The organism is Enterobacter sp. BNK-22, assembly GCF_048684805.1.
GTDB classification, from domain to species: domain Bacteria; phylum Pseudomonadota; class Gammaproteobacteria; order Enterobacterales; family Enterobacteriaceae; genus Enterobacter; species Enterobacter quasiroggenkampii.
The window spans coordinates 1,652,943-1,669,949 of sequence record NZ_JBLQTT010000001.1; the positions used below are offsets into that span (position 1 = coordinate 1,652,943).

Below are 17,007 nucleotides of genomic sequence, written 5' to 3' on the forward strand. Positions count from 1 at the left end.
TTAAGAGAGTGAACCGATTATTCGGTTGGTGCTGGCATTTTACCTTCCATCGCCGGACGTTCTGTCAGACGCTTCTCAAAATTCGCATTAAATTGTTTTTTCTGTTCCGGGGTCAGAATGTTGTAGATCTTGTTCTGGGTTTCCAGGTGAGCCAGCATACGGGCTTTGTGCTGCTCGGCCATTTTGTCGATCTGCGCTTCGGCTTTTGCCTTGTCGAAGCTGTCGCTGGCGATGATGTCATGCATGGCACGACGCTCTTCCAGCGGCGGACGTTTCATCTGGTCGCGTTCGCTTTTCCGGATATCGCGGATCTGCTGTTTCTGCGCATCCGTCAGGTTGAGATCCTTAAACATCATCATCTCGTTGTGCATACCCGGGCCTTTATGATGCATCATCATTTTGCCTTCAGCAGGCGCGGCAGCGGTTGTGGTCGCAGTATCTGCGGCGAACGCCATGCTGGTAGCGCCCAGAGCCAGGGTAGAAGCAACAAACAGTGCAGTAAACTTACGCATAATTTATTTCCTTTCTTTCAGTTATTCTTCGGCGCTATGCCGTGTTGACGAGATTAACTTTACGGGGTTTATCGTCAATTAGTCAGAGCAACGGTAAAACAATGAAAGTGTAAAAAACAAATTTTCACCAAATGTGGAGGAAATAAGGATAAAGCGTGGAGAGTTGCAACAAAAAATATTCAATACGATGATTTTAAAGCGATTTAGAATAAGTATAACGGAGTGAAGGTGAATAATAAAGCAATTCACCAGGAATATTCCGCAAAACACGGACAGGCGCTTTAATTGCTAAGAAAGGGTATTTTACTTCCCCTCCCGGATGAAGAGAGGGGAAAGGTTCAGGATATTTTTTCCAGCATCAGTCCGGCACGCAGGCCAAACGCCACGGTGGGATTAGGAAATAAAACATACTCGGTGGTTTTCTGCACCTCATAACGCTCCTCGCCATCCTCGGCCAGCAGCGCCCCTTTGCGGAACGGCGTGAAGTTCAGGGTATGCGCGGCCATATGGAGCAGGAAGGCATCGCTGCGGCGCGTGATCTGCTGGACGACCCGGTACCGCTCGACGGGCTGATGCGTAGGCTCGGGAGCCTTTCCTCCCAGCAGCGCCCGCAGGGCGAGATGCGTAGGCGCAAAGCGAGAGAGATCGTTTTGCCCAAACGGCAGCGCTTTCCCCAGCTCCAGCGTACAGGACAACGCACCAAAGTGTTCACAGGTGAAGTGCGTAAAGGTTCCGCCCGGCGACTGGTGAAACACCAGCGCCTCCAGCCCGGCGTCTCCCAGCCAGCTCAGAAAATCTTCCTCCCACGGCTGATTGCGCTGCGGCAACACGCCGAAGCGAACATGGTAGGACGCGCGGATGGCCGTATGGAGATCCAGATGCCAGCGCGCCGGTCCCGCAGCGGCAAAAAACGCGGTCACGACGTTCTCCAGCCACGCTGCCCGCGCCGTTTCGTCACTCTGCGGAAACTGCGACCAGCGCCCGCCGAACATGCGGTTAATGTCGCTCACCAGATACCGTTTGTTTTCCGCCAGCGCAGGCGGATTGCCGAGCACCACCAGCACGCGGCACGTCAGGGCAATCTCATTGCGATACAGCGCGCGCAGCAGCAGATCGACAATCTCAACCGGTGCCGTTTCATTCCCGTGAATGCCCGTTGAAAGCAGCAGCGACAGATCGCTTTTTGCTGTCGGCGTCAGCTCAAGCACCCCGCGCCCCAGCCACCGCCAGCGAAATGAGGGACCGTCCCCCTCTTTCTGTTCCGGCGTTTCATCGGCCAGGGTCAGCGCCAGTAAATTTTCCATATCCACTCCTTTAGCGCTGGAACGGATAAACCGATCCCAGTTGCAGGATTGTCGACAACGCGTCCAGCGCCTCGCGTCCTTCACGCAGAAGCTGCGGGTCAACCAGATCGGCCTGCGTTAGACGGTCGCGATAGTAGCGATCGACCCAGTCATTCAGGCGCGTAAAGAGCGTATCGTTCATCATGACCGCCGGATTAACCGCCTGCATTTCGTCCTGAGTCAAGACCACGCGCAGACGTAAACAGGCTGGACCACCGCCGTTGGCCATACTTTCACGCAGGTCAAACACGCGCAGTTCGTCAATCGGGTTATCGGCCTTCACCAGTTCAGTCAGGTAGCGCCACACGCCCTGATGATCCCGGGACTCCTGCGGCAGAACCAGCATCATGCTGCCGTCATCGCGGCTCAGCAGCTGGCTATTGAACAGATACGTTTCAACCGCGTCCTGCACGCTTACCGCCGCCGTTGGCACCTGAATGGGCGTAAAGCCGCGTACGCGCTCATGCAGCGTGGCGAGCAGCTTTTCCTGATGGGCGAACGCCTGCTCGTGGCAGAACAGCACCTGGCGGTTGGAAACGGCAATCACGTCGTTGTGGAACACGCCCTGGTCGATCACATGCGGGTTCTGCTGGGCGAAAATCACCTGGGAAGGATTGACCTGGTTCAGACGGGCAACGGCCTGGCTGGCTGCAAGCGTCTGACGCGCAGGATAACGAGTTGGCGCGGCGTGGCCCCCCTCTTCGCGCCCGTAAATAAACAGCTGCAGACCCGGCTCGCCATAATCGCCCCCCAGGCGGTTATGGTTTGCCGCGCCTTCGTCGCCAAACATCGCCACCTGCGGCAAGGCCTGATGCACCTCGAAATGGGCGGTCTGACTGAAAATGGCGCGCAGCACGCGCTCGGTGGTTTCCGCTTCGGTGGCGCGGTGGAACTTGTTATTCAGGTTCGCCACCGTCAGATGGACTTTGCCATCCAGCGTATCGGCTGACGGCGCGACGGTTGCCGCGTTGGCGACCCACATCGAAGAGGCCGAGCTTGCCGCCGAGAGCAGATGCGGCGTCTGCGTACCCGCTTTTTCGACCACCTGCTCATCGGTGCCGCTAAAGCCGAGCTGACGCAGCACCGCCACGTTCGGACGCTCCTGCGGCGGGATCACCGCCTGCGGGAAACCGGCATCCGCCAGCGCTTTCATCTTCAGCAGCCCCTGCTTCGCCGCCAGCTTCGGGTTGGAGACCTGAAAACGGTGCTTCGTGGAGGCTTCATTACCAAAAGAGAGACCGGCATAGTGGTGGGTCAGCCCCACCAGCCCGTCAAAGTTAACTTCACGCGCTTTCATGACGATCCCCTCCGGTAAAGTCCAGCCCCGGATTAAGCGTCTCCGGCAGAGTCAGCGCCGGGGTTTCCAGGCTCGCCATCGGCCAGGCACAGTAATCGGCGGCATACCACGCGCTGGCGCGATGGTTGCCCGACGCGCCCACGCCGCCGAACGGCGCGGTGCTCGCGGCCCCGGTCAGCGGTTTATTCCAGTTCACAATCCCGGCGCGCGCTTCCAGCAGCAGTTGTTCAAACTTCTCGCGATGCGGCGAAATCAGCCCGCTCGACAGGCCGTAGCGGGTGTTATTCGCCATCGCAATGGCCGCATCGAAATCGTCATAGCGCCAGACGCACAGCAGCGGGCCAAAGACCTCTTCATCCGGCACGTTGCTCGCGCCGCTCATCTCAACGATGCCCGGCGTCAGCAACGAGGTACCCGGCTGAACCTGCTTCGGTTCGAGCAAGGTTTTCGCGCCGCGCGCGACGTGGTCCTGCCAGGCCTTCAGCACGTTCAGCGCGGCCTGTTCGGAAATCAGCCCGCCGATAAACGGCTGCGGATCGGCATCCCACGCGGCTGGCACCAGGCGCGCGCTTACCTCTACCAGACGCTTCAGGAAAGCATCACCCTGTGCGCCTCTTTTCACCAGCAGGCGGCGGGCGCAGGTGCAGCGCTGTCCGGCGGTAATAAAGGCGGACTGAATCGTCAGGTGCACCGCGGCGTCAATATCATCCGGGTCTTCCACAATCAGCGGGTTGTTGCCCCCCATCTCCAGCGCCAGAATTTTTTCCGGCTGCCCCGCCAGCTGGCGGTGCAGCTGATAGCCCGTCCCGGCGCTGCCGGTAAACAGCAGGCCGTCGATATCGCTCAGCGCGCTCAGCGCCTGGCCGGTTTCACGTCCGCCCTGCACCAGGTTCAGCACGCCCGGCGGCAGACCAGCCTGTTCCCACAGCTTAACCACCGCCTCGCCGGTGAAGGGCGTGAGCTCGCTCGGTTTGAAAATAACGGTATTACCCGCCAGCAGCGCGGGCACAATGTGGCCATTCGGCAGATGCCCCGGGAAGTTGTACGGCCCAAACACCGCCAGCACGCCGTGCGGACGGTGGCGCAGCGTGGCCGCGCCGTCCGGCATCTCGGTGTGCTGTTCGCCGGTACGGGTGTGGTATGCCTTCACCGAAATGGCGATTTTGTTGATCATCGCCGTCACTTCGGTTGCCGCTTCCCAGCGCGGTTTACTGGTTTCTGACGCGATGATGCGCGTCAGCTCGGCCTTGTTTGCCTCCAGCAGCCCGGCAAACTTTTCAACAATTTCCTGGCGCACCGCGAAAGGCTGTTTTGCCCACGCCGGAAACGCGCGGCGAGCGGCATGGCAGGCTTGTTCCACCTGTGCAGCGCTGGCGTCATTCCCCTTCCAGAGCGCCTCTTTTCCTACCGGATTGGTCTTTACGCGCTGTTCGCCTTCGCCCGTGACCCAGTCACCGTTAATCCATAATGTCATGCTGTTTTCTCCTCAGGGCAGAGACGCACCAGGCGAACCTTATCGCCGGCGTTACATTTCAGGGCATCCAGTTCTGCAGCCGTCAGCACCAGACGTTCACATTTCGGGTTGGTCCGCACCAGCATGGCGCGGAAGTTGGCATAATTTTCGTTCGCCACCAGACACGCCGGCCAGTCGCCCGGCGCGGGCTGGCCTTCAGAGACCTCAACCAGCCGGCTCTTACGGATCGCGCGCACGCGGTCAATATCGCACTCAAGCGTAGGCCCACCGTCAAAGATGTCGACATAGTTGCGGTAGCGGAACCCCTCTTTCTCCAGCACCGCGCGGGCGGGTGCGGTTTGCGGATGCACTTCGCCGATCACCGCCTGCGCTTCCGGGCTGAGGAAATGGGTATAGATAGGATGCTTCGGCATCAGTTCGGCAATAAAGGCTTTCTGGCCGGTGCCGCAGAGATAGTCTGCCCGGCTGAACTCCATCGAGAAAAAGCGCTCGCCCAGGCTCTCCCAGAACGGTGAGTAGCCGGTGTCGTCGATCACGCCGCGCATCTCCGCGACCACTTTTTCGTTAAAGCGATCGCGGAAGGCGGCCATAAACATAAAGCGCGATTTGGAGAGCAGATAGCCGTTGCCCTCTTTGCGCCACGCCGGATCGAGGAACAGCGTGCAAAGCTCGCTGGCGCCCGTGTGGTCATTGCAGAGAAACAGCGTGGGCAGTGCGTTATAGACGTTCAGCTCTTTCGAGGCGTGAACCATGGTACCCACGCGGTAGTTGTACCACGGGTCGTTCAGCCCGACGGCCACTTCAATGGCGCAGATCCCGGCCACGGTTCCCGTGTCGGTGTCTTCCAGCACGAACACATACCCCTGTTCGCTTTTTGGCAACGTCCCCTGCCAGGTTTGCAGGGCGCGCTCAATACGCGCCGACAGCGTTTTTTCATCGGCAGGAAGCGAGGTCAGCCCGCCTCCCGTCTTACCGGCAAGCTGCATGAGCCCGGCGAGATCGCCGCGCTCAACGGGACGGATGACCATCATGATGACACCCCGGATTTCACTTTTTCACACGCCAGCGCAAAGCGGTCCAGACCGGTTTGCACCTCTTCCTCGCTGACAATCAGCGCAGGAGCAAAACGCACGACATTAGCACCGGCAATCAGCACCATCACGCCTACTTTTGCCGCTTCCTGTGAAATAAGTTTAGCTTTTCCGGCAAACTCAGCGGTGAGCTCGCAGCCAATTAACAGCCCCAGGCCGCGAATTTCTTTAAACAGGCCAACCTTGCTGTTGATGGCATTCAGGCGCTCAACAAACCAGTCGTGGCGCTGCTTAACGCCCTTCAGCACCTCAGGGGTGTTAATGATGTCGAGCACCTGTCCGGCGACGGCGGTGGCCAGCGGGTTGCCGCCGTAGGTGGTGCCGTGGGTGCCGACGGTCATCACGCTGGCGAATTTATCAGTGGTCAGCGTCGCGCCAATCGGGAAGCCGCCGCCCAGCGCTTTGGCGGTCGACAGCACGTCCGGCGTCACGCCGTAGTGCATATAGGCATACAGCTCGCCGGTGCGGCCCATGCCGGTCTGCACTTCGTCGAAAATCAGCACTGCGTTGTGACGGTCGCACAGCTCGCGCAGCCCCTGCAGGAACGCTTTTTGCGCCGGAAGCACGCCACCCTCGCCCTGCATCGGCTCGACGATCACCGCGCAGGTGGTATCGTTAATCAGCTCGCTGGCGGACTGCAGATCGTTATAAATACCGTGACGAATATCGGGCGGCAGCGGCGCGAAATCCTGCGAGTAGGAGGGCTGCCCGCCTGCGCTGACGGTAAAGAGCGTGCGTCCGTGGAAGGCATTTTTGAACGCCACGATACCGCTCTTGTGGGTTCCAAATTTATCGTGCGCATATTTGCGCGCCAGCTTCAGCGCCGCCTCGTTGGCTTCCGCCCCCGAGTTACAGAAAAAGACCTTCTCCGCAAACGTCGCGTCGATCAGTTTTTTGGCCAGGCGCAGCGCTGGCTCGTTGGTGAAGCCGTTGCCGGTATGCCAGAACTTCGCCGCCTGATCGTTCAGCGCCTGACGCAGCGCCGGGTGCGCATGACCCAGCGCGTTCACCGCAATCCCACCTGCAAAGTCGATATACTCTTTACCCTGCTGATCCCACAGGCGCGAGCCTTCCCCACGAACCGGAATAAAAGCCGCCGGAGCGTAAACCGGCATCATCCATTCATCGAAATTTTCACGCGTAATTGACAGAGACATAGCGACCTCATCCGGTAAATAAAAGGTTATTTGAATGTTAAATAATTGAGTGTTTGCACTGTGAATGTAGATTGCAGCCTTCGTGCCAGCCAGCGATAAAAATGCATAAACGGGTTGAGGTAACAGAATATCAATGGGTTACAATATGGAGTTATTCACTTTTAGTGCATAAGAAGTGAATATTTTTACGACAAGCGGCGCTTTGCCGCATGAAAATCAGAAAGAGTATGCACAGGCCAAATATAATTCTGGAATTGTGATCGCTCGCGAAATTTATCGGCCATTTACGCCCTGTTTGAGGGCGAAGCGCGTCAGAATGGTGCAAATATTGCACCACCGGCATTATCTGTTGCAGTTATTGGTCGAAGCCGGTAACAGTTGACGCAAATTCTGCTACCATCCTTGCACTATTCACCTTGCACTGGCAGCGACTATGAAATTTGTCTCTTTTAATATCAACGGCCTGCGTGCCCGCCCTCATCAGCTTGAAGCTATCGTTGAGCAACATCAGCCAGATGTGATCGGCCTGCAGGAGACAAAGGTTCACGACGACATGTTCCCCCTCGAAGAGGTGGCGAAACTCGGCTACAACGTCTTTTATCACGGCCAGAAAGGTCACTATGGCGTCGCGCTGCTCACCAAAGCGCCGCCGGTTTCCGTGCGTCGCGGCTTCCCGGGCGACGGTGAAGAAGCGCAGCGTCGTATTATCATGGCGGAAGTCCCTTCTGCGATCGGGAATATTACGGTCATCAACGGCTATTTCCCGCAGGGTGAGAGCCGTGACCATGAAACCAAATTCCCGGCGAAAGCGAAGTTTTATCAGGATCTGCAGGACTACCTGACCACCGAACTCAAAAAAGAGAATCCGGTGCTGATCATGGGCGACATGAATATCAGCCCGACGGATCTCGATATCGGTATTGGCGAAGAGAACCGCAAACGCTGGCTGCGCACCGGCAAATGCTCCTTCCTGCCGGAAGAGCGTGAGTGGATGGAGCGCCTGCTGGGCTGGGGCCTGGTGGATACCTTCCGCAATGCCAACCCGGAAACGCAGGATCGCTTCTCCTGGTTTGACTATCGCTCTAAAGGCTTTGACGACAACCGCGGCCTGCGTATCGATCTTCTGCTCGCCAGTACACCGCTGGCCGAGCGCTGCATCGAAACCGGGATCGACTACGACATCCGCAGCATGGAAAAACCATCTGACCACGCGCCAGTGTGGGCTAAATTCAAGCTGTAATGACGCGTGAACATTCCAAAAACACTCTTCCTGTGCGCCCTTCTGGGCGCATTTATGTTGACGTTTATCATGCTTCCCCCGGGAACCCTCTCCCTGGAAGGGATTAAAACGCACCATCTGGCGTTACTCGCCTATGTCGACCACGCGCCGCTGCGCAGCGCGCTGATCTTTTTTGCGGTCTATGTGGCGGTCTCCGCCCTCTCGATACCCGGCGCGGCTGTCCTGACCCTGCTGGGCGGGGCATTGTTTAGCCTGTGGGAAGGCACCGTGCTGGTCTCCTTTGCCTCCACGCTCGGGGCCACGCTGGCGATGCTCGCCAGCCGCTATTTTTTGCGCGACTGGGTGCAACGGCGGTTTGCCCGGCAGATGAGTACGGTGAATACCGGCATGGCACGCGACGGCGCGAACTTTCTTTTTGCCCTGCGCCTGATGCCACTGTTCCCGTTTTTTCTGGTGAATTTGCTGATGGGGCTGACCCGGATTGGGGTATTTCGCTACTGGTGGGTGAGCCAGGTCGCCATGCTGCCCGCCACGATTATCTTTCTGAACGCCGGGCGCGCGCTGGGAAAAGTGACCTCGCTGCGCGATATTTTGTCGCCGGGCATGGTTTTCGCCTTTACACTACTGGGGTTATTACCGCTGGTCACCCGCCGGCTGTTTTCCCGTTTTCTCCCGTCTGCTAAAAAGTGAGGCATTATGCGCCGTGTGCGTTTTTGCACGTTTCTGACCGGTCTGCTGCTGGCAGCCCCCCTATTTGCCGCCGACGGCTGGCAGGCCATTCAGCAACAGGCTAAAGGCCAGACCGTCTGGTTTAACGCCTGGGGCGGCGATCCGGCGGTCAACCGCTATCTGGAGTGGGTCAGCGGTGAGATGCAAACGCACTATGCCATTACCCTTAAAATTGTCCCGCTGGCGGATGCTGCCGACGCGGTAAAACGCATTCAGACCGAAGCCGCCGCGGGGCGTAAGACCAACGGCTCCGTCGACCTGCTGTGGGTTAACGGCGAGAACTTCCGCACGCTGAAAGAGGCAAACCTGCTGCAGACCGGATGGGCGCAGACGTTGCCCAACTGGCGCTATGTTGATACCCGCAAGCCCGTCACGGAGGATTTTGCTATCCCCACAGACGGCGCGGAATCGCCGTGGGGCGGCGCGCAGCTGACCTTTATCGCTCGCAAGGCCAGTATGCCGACGCCGCCTGTGGATCCTCAGGCGCTGCTGGCTTACGCGCAGCAGCACCCCGGCAAGATCAGCTATCCTCGCCCGCCCGATTTTACCGGCACGGCATTTCTTGAGCAGCTGCTGATGACGCTAACCGCTCACCCGGAGGCACTGCAAAAGGCCCCCGATAGCACCTTTGCCGAGGTGACGGCGCCGCTCTGGGATTATCTGGACAAACTCCACCCGCTGCTGTGGCGCGAAGGGAAAGATTTCCTCCCTTCTCCTGCACGGATGGATGCCCTGCTTGCCAGCGGCAGCCTGAACCTGTCCCTGACCTTTAACCCCGCACATGCGCAGCAAAAAGTGGCGAGCGGCGAACTGCCCGCCGACAGCTACAGTTTTGGTTTCCAGGGCGGGATGCTCGGCAACGTTCATTTTGTGGCGATTCCGGCCAATGCCAGCGCCAGCGCAGGGGCGAAAGTGGTCGCCAATTTCCTGCTTTCACCGCAGGCGCAGATCCGCAAAGCTGACCCGGCCATCTGGGGCGATCCGAGCGTGCTGGATGCCAAAACGCTGCCTGAAGATGAAGCCAGACTGCTGCTGGCCCACACGCCGCAGGATCTGCCGAAGGTGCTTGCAGAGCCCCAGTCCGCCTGGGTGAATGCGCTGGAGCAGGAATGGCTGCGTCGTTACGGCACCCGCTGAGCGGGCTTGTCTGGCTGGCGATGGCGGTGATTTATCTGCCGCTCCTGCCCGCCGGCACCATGCTGCTTGCCCCGGCGTTTTCGGTGACAAACTGGCAGCGGCTGCTGAACGATCCGCAGCTGCCTCAGGCAACCATTGCCACGCTGGTCTCAACGCTCATCGCCACGCTGGGGGCGTTGCTGATTGCCCTTCTCCTCGTCAGCCTTGTCTGGCCCGGGAAACGCTGGCGACGTCTCACAACCCGCCTGCCGTGGCTGCTGGCGATCCCCCATGTGGCGTTCGCCACCGGCGCGCTACTGCTGTTTGCCGAGGGCGGTCTGTTTTATCAGGTCTGCACCGTCTGTTCCCCTCCGTTTGACCGCTACGGCGCCGGGCTGGGGCTGACGCTCGCGGTCAAAGAGAGCGCCTTTGTCCTGTGGGCCATTTATGCCGTACTGCCGGAAAAACGGCTCGCGCAGCAGAAAATCGTCCTGCAGACGTTCGGCTACGGGCGTTTTCAGACGCTCAGCTGGCTGATCCTGCCGGCTATCGCCCCTGTCCTCGGGGCAGTAATGCTGGCGGTGCTGGCGTGGTCGCTGTCGGTCGTCGATGTGGCGATCGTTCTCGGGCCGGGCAACCCGCCTACCCTGGCCGTGCTGGCCTGGCAGTGGTTAAGCCAGGGCGACGCGCAGCAGCAGGCAAAAGGGACGCTGCTGTGCCTGCTACTCCTTCTGCTGCTGGCCGCGCTTGCCGCTCTGGGATACGGACTCTGGAAGGCATGGGTTCGCACGCTTGCGGACTTCTCCGGAACGCGTCCCCGGTCTCAGCTCGCCCTGCCTGAGCGGGCACTGAGCGAGTTCCTGCCCGCGTGCGGCGTGCTGTGCGCCGCGGTGCTGCTGATGCTGGCGCAACGGGAAGACGTTGGCCCGGTGGGAACCAGCCTGTCATTCGGTCTGCTTTCAGCCCTGATCGCCCTGGTCGTCGGCTTACTCTGGCTGGAATGGGGTCCGCAGCGCGGCGCGCTGTGGGTATGGTTACCGCTCGCCCTTCCGGCCCTCCCGCTCGTCACCGGCCAGTATGCGATTGCGTTGCACCTGGGCATCGACGGGCACTACGCCGCCGTGCTCTGGAGCCACCTGCTGTGGGTATTGCCGTGGACGCTGCTGGTGCTGCAACCCGCCTGGCGCCGGATCGATCCCCGTCTGCTCCTCACCGCCAGAACCCTCGGCTGGCGACGGGCCAAAGTCTTCTGCCTGGTGAAATGCCCCCTGCTGGTGCGCCCTGCGCTACTGGCCTTTGCCACCGGCTTTTCCGTCAGCATGGCGCAATACATGCCGACGCTGTGGCTGGGCGCGGGGCGTTTCGCCACGCTGACCACCGAAACCGTGGCGCTGAGCAGCGGGGGCAGCATCCCGATTCTTGCTAACCGGGCGCTGGGATTATTGCTGATCACGGGCACGGTGTTTGGTGTTGCCGCCCTGCTATCCCGGCTCTTAGGCCGCTACCGACAAGGGTTACGTTAATGCTGAAGGTAAAAAATCTCACCATCGAACCGCTTTTCCGCGAGGTCAGTTTTTGCGTGCCTCGGGGGGAGATCGTCACCCTGATGGGGCCGTCCGGCAGCGGCAAATCGACCCTTTTTGCCTGGATGGTCGGCGCGCTGTCAGACGATTTCCAGGCGCGGGGCGAACTGTGGCTCGACGCGCGTCGCTGCGACGCTCTTCCCGTGGAGTCCCGCGGGCTGGGTATTCTCTTTCAGGACGCGCTGCTGTTCGATCAGTTCAGCGTCGGGCAAAATTTGCTGCTGGCGCTGCCTGAGCGGATCGCCGGCAGCGCGCGGCGGGAAGCGGTCGCGCAGGCGCTGGATTCCGCCGGGCTGAGCGGCCATTACGCCAGCGATCCGGCCACCCTTTCCGGCGGGGAGCGCGCCCGGGTCAGCCTGCTGCGGGCCCTGCTCGCGGAGCCGCAGGCGCTGCTGCTGGATGAACCGTTCAGCCGCCTCGATAAAGCGTTGCGGGCCTCATTTCGGGCATGGGTGTTTGACGCCGTCCGCGCGCGCAATATTCCGGTGGTGCTGGTCACGCACGATGAGGACGATATTCCACCCGGCGGCGAGCTGATTGAGATTTCTCGCTGGCAATAATGTGCTAACGCAATGTTTTCCGATTCGGGAGAGACGACAATGCCCCCCTCTTTTATTGACGTCAGGTTATTCGATGAAACGTGTTTCTCAACTGACCGCGCTGGCCCTGCTCTGCGGCCTCGCTTCTTTTTCCTCGCTGGCGGCTGATATGCCCAACGCCATCACGCTGTCTCAGCTTCAGACACAGCACGGCACGCCTGTCGACACACGCGCCAGCGCCTTCTATAACGGCTGGCCGCAGACGCTCAGCGGCCCCTCCGGGCATGAACCCACCGCACTCAACCTTGCTGCCGCCTGGCTCAGCGCCATGAGCGACGAGCAGATTGCGCTGTGGGCCAAACAGCATCAGCTTACCCCTGCGACGACCATCGCGCTGTACGGCGACGAGAACGATAACCAGGCGGTAAAAGCCCGCCTGGAGAAAGCCGGTTACCGCCACGTTTCGCTGCTCAGTGACGCACTGCAGACCCCAGACCGCCTTCAGCGTCTGCCCCACTTTGAACAGCTGGTTTACCCACAGTGGATCCACCGGCTCCAGCAGGGTAAACCCGTGACTGCCGCACCGGCGGGCGACTGGAAAGTGATCGAAGCCGCCTGGGGTGCACCGAAGTTTTACCTGCTGAACCACATTCCCGGCGCGGGCTATATCGACACCAACGAGGTGGAAAGCGAACCGTTGTGGAATAAAGTCTCCGACGACAAGCTGAAAGCGATGCTGGCGAAGCACGGGATCCGTCACGACACCACCGTCATCTTGTATGGCCGCGACGTCTACGCCGCCGCGCGCGTGGCGCAGATTATGCTGTATGCGGGTGTGAAGGATGTGCGTATTCTCGACGGCGGCTGGAAGGCGTGGTCAGATGCAGGCCTGCCGGTTGAGCGCGGCACGCCCGGTAAAGTAACGCCAGCCCCCGATTTTGGCGCGCCGATCCCCGGTCAGCCGCAGCTGATGGTGGATATGGAACAGGCGCGCGGCATGCTGCACCGTCAGGATGCCTCCCTGGTCAGCATCCGCTCGTGGCCGGAGTTCATCGGCGAAACCAGCGGCTACAGCTACATCAAGCCAAAAGGTGAAATTGCCGGTGCCCGTTGGGGCCACGCGGGCAGCGATGCTACCCACATGGAGGATTTCCATAACCCGGATGGCACCATGCGCAGCGCAGACGACATCGCCGCCCAGTGGAAGCGCTGGAATATTCTGCCGGAACAGCACGTAGCGTTTTACTGCGGCACCGGCTGGCGGGCGTCCGAAACCTTTATGTACGCCCGGGCGATGGGCTGGAAGAATATCGCCGTCTATGACGGCGGCTGGTACGAATGGAGCAGTCACCCGCAGAACCCGGTGACGACCGGTGAGCGCGGGCCTGAAAGCGCGCTCTAAGGGTTGAGTGACTTCAGCGTCACGTAGCCGCTCCAGATGCGCGTTGTGGTGGTCAACCAGCACAGCGCGCCAAATACCCACGCGAAAAGCGTAAAGTGCGCCGGAAAGAGGCAGCACAGCACAAACAGCGCGAGGGTCTCCGTCCCTTCCGTTAACCCGCCGATGTAATAAAACGACTTGTGCGCATAGCCGGGGTTGTCGATGTCGTGCTTCGCGGCCAGCGCCGCAAACGCCAGAAAACTGCTGCCGGTCCCGATAAACGCAAACAGCAGCCAGGCCGCGGCCAGCACATTCTCAACGGGTGCTGCCAGCGCAAAGCCAAACGGCACCAGGGCGTAGAACAGAAAATCGAGCGCAATATCGAGAAATCCCCCCGCATCGGTCAGCCCTCTGCGGCGCGCCAGCGCCCCATCCAGACCGTCCAGCAGGCGGTTCAGCACGATGACGGCCAGCGCCGCCGGATACCAGCCAAGGGCCAGAAACGGCAGCGCCAGCACGCCGATGGCAAACCCGGTCAGGGTTAATCCGTCGGGCGTTATTCCCGGTCGGTCCAGCACAGAGACCAGACGATTCAGAGCCGGTTTTATCTGCGGATGAAGGTGGCGATCAAGCATGAGGCGTCTCGTTAAAGGTGGCGCACAGCCCCTGCGCCGGAATATCCAGCGCGGCGTTAAAGCGGGCAGAGAGATTCTGAAAGGCAATGAGCGCCGTCATCTCGGTGATAGCGTCATCCGTAAAGTGACGCTTCAGCGCCGCTCTGATGGCCTCATCCGCCCGGGGCGGCGTGGCGGTCACCGCCTCGGCGTAGGCCAGCGCCGCGCGCTCCTGATCCGTGAACAAGGCGGAACCCTGCCAGTCGCTCACGGCCTGCACCTTATCCAGCGCCCCGCAGCGCTCGGCAAGCCGCAGGCTGTTGGCATCAATACAGAAAGCGCAGTGGCAGAGCTGGGACACCCGCGTCATGAGCAGCGAACGAAGCACGGGCGTCAGGCGCGCGCGACGACGCTCCAGAAAACCGACGAACAGCGCCACCAGCCAGAACAGACGCGGCATGCGCCCCCACCAGCGCGTGGGATTCAGCACGGCGCCAAAATGCTTTTTCTGCATCACGGCAATGGGTTTAAGGCTGGCGGGAAGGGATTCGATAGGGGCAACCCAGGCGGTAGTCTCTTTCACCTGATTCTCCTGATAGCTGGACTCTGAGAAAGGGCACGATAATATGTCTTTTTTTGCCATCAATTATTGACGACCATGCTGAAAACACTCGATGTCGTTGCCGCCATCATCGAAAAAGACGACAAAATTTTACTGGCACAGCGCCCTGCCCACGCCGACCAGCCGGGCATGTGGGAATTTGCAGGCGGCAAAGTCGAGGCGGGAGAAACCCAGCCCGAGGCGCTTATCCGCGAGCTGCGTGAAGAGTTAGGTATTGAAGCACGCCCTGCGCAATACGTGGCCAGCCACCTGCGTGTAGTCTCGCAGCGGTTAATCAACCTGCACGCCTGGCACGTTCCTGCGTTTAGCGGCGAGCTCATGGCGCACTACCACAGCGCGCTGGCGTGGTGTACGCCGGAAGAGGCGTTCGGCTACGCCTTAGCCCCCGCGGATATTCCCCTGCTGGAAGCGTTTATTGTTTTACGCGACGCCAGACCAGCGGGTTCGTGCCAATAACGCGCTCGTCGCGCTGGCACTGCAGCAGAACGCCCTCCGCTTTCACCACGGCCCCTTCCGAGTAGTTCTGATTCTGATAGATGCAGCACTGATTACAGGGCTGCACCGTTTGATTCTGGCCGCTGGAGCTAAACACTTCCGGCGGCACATTCACTTCCACGTCCGGGCGAATGCGGTCAGCCTGCGCACCTGCGGTAAAGATCACACATAATGCGGTCAGTAGATAACGGTTCATAGACACATCTTCCTGTTGTTCCCTTGATAATGACTATAACGGTAAACCAGCGCGGAACCTTTAATATATCTCGTCATCGCTTTTGGTTATGACGCAGCTCATTTCATTAATTTCCCTTTCGCCCTGAATTTCTGCTTGCCAGACAAAGCAGTACGGGTGGTATAGTCAAAAAAACAACACAAAACGCATAAGTCATATACAAACATTATTATAAGAGGTTCTTATATCTATGGATCAGACACGCTCTCTGGAAAGTTTCCTTGCCTACGTTCAGCAGCGCGACCCGCACCAAAGCGAGTTCGCCCAGGCCGTGCGTGAAGTGATGACCACCCTGTGGCCCTTCCTTGAACAAAACCCGCGCTATCGCCAGATGTCTTTGCTTGAACGCCTTGTCGAGCCAGAGCGCGTGATCCAGTTCCGCGTGACGTGGGTGGACGATCGCAACCAGGTGCAGGTTAACCGCGCGTGGCGCGTACAGTTTAACTCCGCCATCGGCCCGTTTAAGGGCGGCATGCGTTTCCATCCGTCCGTGAATCTGTCGATTCTGAAATTCCTTGGCTTCGAGCAGACCTTTAAAAACGCGCTGACCACGCTGCCCATGGGCGGCGGGAAAGGCGGCAGCGATTTCGACCCGAAAGGCAAAAGCGAAGGCGAAGTGATGCGTTTCTGCCAGGCGCTGATGACCGAACTCTATCGCCATCTTGGTCCTGACACCGACGTGCCTGCCGGTGATATCGGCGTGGGCGGACGTGAAGTGGGCTTTATGGCCGGGATGATGAAAAAGCTCTCCAACAACAGCGCCTGCGTCTTTACCGGCAAAGGGTTGTCGTTTGGCGGGAGCCTGATCCGCCCGGAAGCGACCGGGTACGGTCTGGTTTACTTCACCGAAGCCATGCTCAAGCGTCACGGCTTAGGCTTCGAAGGTATGCGCGTCGCGGTGTCCGGCTCCGGTAACGTGGCGCAGTACGCGATTGAGAAAGCGATGCAGTTTGGCGCTCGCGTAGTGACCGCCTCTGATTCCAGCGGAACGGTGGTGGATGAAGCGGGCTTCACGGCAGAGAAGCTGGCGCGCCTGTGTGAAATCAAAGCCAGCCGCGATGGACGCGTGGCGGATTACGCCCGGGAGTTTGGCCTGACCTACCTCGAAGGTAAACAGCCGTGGGGCGTGCCGGTGGATATCGCCTTGCCGTGCGCCACGCAGAACGAGCTGGATGCTGAAGCCGCCCGCACGTTGATTAGCAATGGCGTAAAAGCGGTGGCCGAAGGGGCGAACATGCCGACCACGATCGATGCGACGGACCTGTTCCTGGAAGCGGGCGTGCTGTTTGCACCGGGCAAGGCCGCCAACGCGGGCGGCGTCGCAACCTCCGGCCTCGAGATGGCGCAAAACGCCGCGCGTCTCGGCTGGAAGGCGGAAAAAGTGGACGCGCGCCTGCACCATATCATGCTGGATATTCACCATGCGTGCGTGGAATATGGCGGTGAAGCATCGCAAACCAATTACGTGCGCGGGGCGAATATCGCCGGGTTCGTGAAGGTAGCGGATGCGATGATTGGGCAGGGTGTGATTTAAGGTTTATATCGTGCGGCCGGGTGCCCTCACCCCGGCCCTCTCCCA

The 17,007-nt window shown here is 59.8% G+C and carries 17 protein-coding genes; 8 read left to right on the top strand and 9 right to left on the bottom strand.

The features are described from left to right. Positions 1 to 17: 17 nt before the first annotated feature. The 6 genes from spy to astC all read right to left on the bottom strand — a co-directional run bounded on the left by spy (position 18) and on the right by astC (position 6,874). Positions 18 to 512 (bottom strand): ATP-independent periplasmic protein-refolding chaperone Spy, encoded by a 495-nt coding sequence (spy, locus tag ACMGGE_RS07695; RefSeq protein WP_008500682.1) that lies wholly within the window; start codon positions 510 to 512, stop codon positions 18 to 20. A gap of 338 nt (positions 513 to 850) precedes the next feature. Beyond that, on the bottom strand, positions 851 to 1,816 hold the full coding sequence (astE, locus tag ACMGGE_RS07700; RefSeq protein WP_045910254.1) for a succinylglutamate desuccinylase: 966 nt from the start codon (positions 1,814 to 1,816) through the stop codon (positions 851 to 853). A gap of 10 nt (positions 1,817 to 1,826) precedes the next feature. Beyond that, a complete protein-coding gene (gene astB / locus ACMGGE_RS07705) occupies positions 1,827 to 3,152 on the bottom strand; it encodes an N-succinylarginine dihydrolase (RefSeq protein ID WP_063621411.1) in 1,326 nt (441 codons plus the stop codon). Further along, complete coding sequence (gene astD / locus ACMGGE_RS07710) at positions 3,139 to 4,626, bottom strand: succinylglutamate-semialdehyde dehydrogenase (RefSeq protein WP_420293606.1); 1,488 nt, start codon at positions 4,624 to 4,626, stop codon at positions 3,139 to 3,141. The genes astB and astD overlap by 14 nt, the downstream gene beginning before the upstream one ends. Continuing rightward, on the bottom strand, positions 4,623 to 5,657 hold the full coding sequence (gene astA / locus ACMGGE_RS07715) for an arginine N-succinyltransferase (RefSeq protein ID WP_008500686.1): 1,035 nt from the start codon (positions 5,655 to 5,657) through the stop codon (positions 4,623 to 4,625). Before astA ends, astD begins: the two co-directional genes overlap by 4 nt. Continuing rightward, positions 5,654 to 6,874: a succinylornithine/acetylornithine transaminase gene (gene astC, locus ACMGGE_RS07720; protein ID WP_420293607.1), complete on the bottom strand. Its 1,221-nt coding sequence runs from the start codon at positions 6,872 to 6,874 to the stop codon at positions 5,654 to 5,656. Before astC ends, astA begins: the two co-directional genes overlap by 4 nt. Before the next feature lie 433 nt (positions 6,875 to 7,307). Between astC and xthA the strand changes: the two genes are divergently transcribed. From xthA to ACMGGE_RS07750, 6 genes are all read left to right on the top strand, one after another. After that, positions 7,308 to 8,114 carry an exodeoxyribonuclease III gene (gene xthA / locus ACMGGE_RS07725; protein WP_032667291.1) on the top strand — a complete coding sequence of 269 codons (807 nt, stop codon included), beginning with the start codon at positions 7,308 to 7,310 and terminating at the stop codon, positions 8,112 to 8,114. Positions 8,115 to 8,120: 6 nt separating this feature from the next. Next, positions 8,121 to 8,804: a TVP38/TMEM64 family protein gene (locus ACMGGE_RS07730; protein WP_048027519.1), complete on the top strand. Its 684-nt coding sequence runs from the start codon at positions 8,121 to 8,123 to the stop codon at positions 8,802 to 8,804. A 15-nt stretch (positions 8,805 to 8,819) separates the two neighbouring features. Next, entirely contained in the window at positions 8,820 to 9,980 is a 1,161-nt protein-coding gene (locus ACMGGE_RS07735; RefSeq protein WP_420294180.1) for an ABC transporter substrate-binding protein, read from the top strand. Next, positions 9,953 to 11,482, top strand: a complete 1,530-nt coding sequence (locus tag ACMGGE_RS07740) for a thiamine ABC transporter permease (RefSeq protein WP_420293608.1) — start codon at positions 9,953 to 9,955, stop codon at positions 11,480 to 11,482. Before ACMGGE_RS07735 ends, ACMGGE_RS07740 begins: the two co-directional genes overlap by 28 nt. After that, entirely contained in the window at positions 11,482 to 12,102 is a 621-nt protein-coding gene (locus ACMGGE_RS07745) for an ATP-binding cassette domain-containing protein (protein WP_196364730.1), read from the top strand. Before ACMGGE_RS07740 ends, ACMGGE_RS07745 begins: the two co-directional genes overlap by 1 nt. Before the next feature lie 73 nt (positions 12,103 to 12,175). Continuing rightward, the gene (locus tag ACMGGE_RS07750) at positions 12,176 to 13,483 is read left to right on the top strand and encodes a rhodanese-like domain-containing protein (protein WP_420293609.1); all 1,308 of its coding nucleotides are present in this window, start codon (positions 12,176 to 12,178) and stop codon (positions 13,481 to 13,483) included. On the opposite strand, the gene ACMGGE_RS07755 is transcribed toward ACMGGE_RS07750, so the two are convergent. Both ACMGGE_RS07755 and ACMGGE_RS07760 read right to left on the bottom strand, forming a co-directional pair. Next, positions 13,480 to 14,097: a CDP-alcohol phosphatidyltransferase family protein gene (locus tag ACMGGE_RS07755; RefSeq protein ID WP_420293610.1), complete on the bottom strand. Its 618-nt coding sequence runs from the start codon at positions 14,095 to 14,097 to the stop codon at positions 13,480 to 13,482. The two genes, ACMGGE_RS07750 and ACMGGE_RS07755, sit on opposite strands and share 4 nt — an antisense overlap. After that, positions 14,090 to 14,659: a carboxymuconolactone decarboxylase family protein gene (locus ACMGGE_RS07760; protein WP_229225698.1), complete on the bottom strand. Its 570-nt coding sequence runs from the start codon at positions 14,657 to 14,659 to the stop codon at positions 14,090 to 14,092. The genes ACMGGE_RS07755 and ACMGGE_RS07760 overlap by 8 nt, the downstream gene beginning before the upstream one ends. Before the next feature lie 75 nt (positions 14,660 to 14,734). On the opposite strand from ACMGGE_RS07760, the gene ACMGGE_RS07765 reads away from it, so the two are divergent. Further along, positions 14,735 to 15,154, top strand: a complete 420-nt coding sequence (locus tag ACMGGE_RS07765; protein WP_420293611.1) for a pyrimidine (deoxy)nucleoside triphosphate diphosphatase — start codon at positions 14,735 to 14,737, stop codon at positions 15,152 to 15,154. Here ACMGGE_RS07765 and ACMGGE_RS07770 read toward each other — a convergent pair. Continuing rightward, a complete protein-coding gene (locus tag ACMGGE_RS07770; RefSeq protein WP_045910243.1) occupies positions 15,111 to 15,389 on the bottom strand; it encodes a DUF1496 domain-containing protein in 279 nt (92 codons plus the stop codon). The genes ACMGGE_RS07765 and ACMGGE_RS07770 overlap by 44 nt on opposite strands. Before the next feature lie 229 nt (positions 15,390 to 15,618). Between ACMGGE_RS07770 and gdhA the strand changes: the two genes are divergently transcribed. Continuing rightward, positions 15,619 to 16,962, top strand: a complete 1,344-nt coding sequence (gene gdhA, locus ACMGGE_RS07775; protein WP_420293612.1) for an NADP-specific glutamate dehydrogenase — start codon at positions 15,619 to 15,621, stop codon at positions 16,960 to 16,962. Positions 16,963 to 17,007: the final 45 nt, after the last annotated feature.

What these genes read in the sequence shown, in the direction of transcription:
- spy (WP_008500682.1), bottom strand. Translation starts at nt 512, where the DNA reads ATGCGTAAGTTTACTGCACTGTTTGTTGCTTCTACCCTGGCTCTGGGC.
- astE (WP_045910254.1), bottom strand. Translation starts at nt 1,816, where the DNA reads ATGGAAAATTTACTGGCGCTGACCCTGGCCGATGAAACGCCGGAACAG.
- astB (WP_063621411.1), bottom strand. Translation starts at nt 3,152, where the DNA reads ATGAAAGCGCGTGAAGTTAACTTTGACGGGCTGGTGGGGCTGACCCAC.
- astD (WP_420293606.1), bottom strand. Translation starts at nt 4,626, where the DNA reads ATGACATTATGGATTAACGGTGACTGGGTCACGGGCGAAGGCGAACAG.
- astA (WP_008500686.1), bottom strand. Translation starts at nt 5,657, where the DNA reads ATGATGGTCATCCGTCCCGTTGAGCGCGGCGATCTCGCCGGGCTCATG.
- astC (WP_420293607.1), bottom strand. Translation starts at nt 6,874, where the DNA reads ATGTCTCTGTCAATTACGCGTGAAAATTTCGATGAATGGATGATGCCG.
- xthA (WP_032667291.1), top strand. Translation starts at nt 7,308, where the DNA reads ATGAAATTTGTCTCTTTTAATATCAACGGCCTGCGTGCCCGCCCTCAT.
- ACMGGE_RS07740 (WP_420293608.1), top strand. Translation starts at nt 9,953, where the DNA reads ATGGCTGCGTCGTTACGGCACCCGCTGAGCGGGCTTGTCTGGCTGGCG.
- ACMGGE_RS07745 (WP_196364730.1), top strand. Translation starts at nt 11,482, where the DNA reads ATGCTGAAGGTAAAAAATCTCACCATCGAACCGCTTTTCCGCGAGGTC.
- ACMGGE_RS07750 (WP_420293609.1), top strand. Translation starts at nt 12,176, where the DNA reads ATGAAACGTGTTTCTCAACTGACCGCGCTGGCCCTGCTCTGCGGCCTC.
- ACMGGE_RS07755 (WP_420293610.1), bottom strand. Translation starts at nt 14,097, where the DNA reads ATGCTTGATCGCCACCTTCATCCGCAGATAAAACCGGCTCTGAATCGT.
- ACMGGE_RS07765 (WP_420293611.1), top strand. Translation starts at nt 14,735, where the DNA reads ATGCTGAAAACACTCGATGTCGTTGCCGCCATCATCGAAAAAGACGAC.
- ACMGGE_RS07770 (WP_045910243.1), bottom strand. Translation starts at nt 15,389, where the DNA reads ATGAACCGTTATCTACTGACCGCATTATGTGTGATCTTTACCGCAGGT.
- gdhA (WP_420293612.1), top strand. Translation starts at nt 15,619, where the DNA reads ATGGATCAGACACGCTCTCTGGAAAGTTTCCTTGCCTACGTTCAGCAG.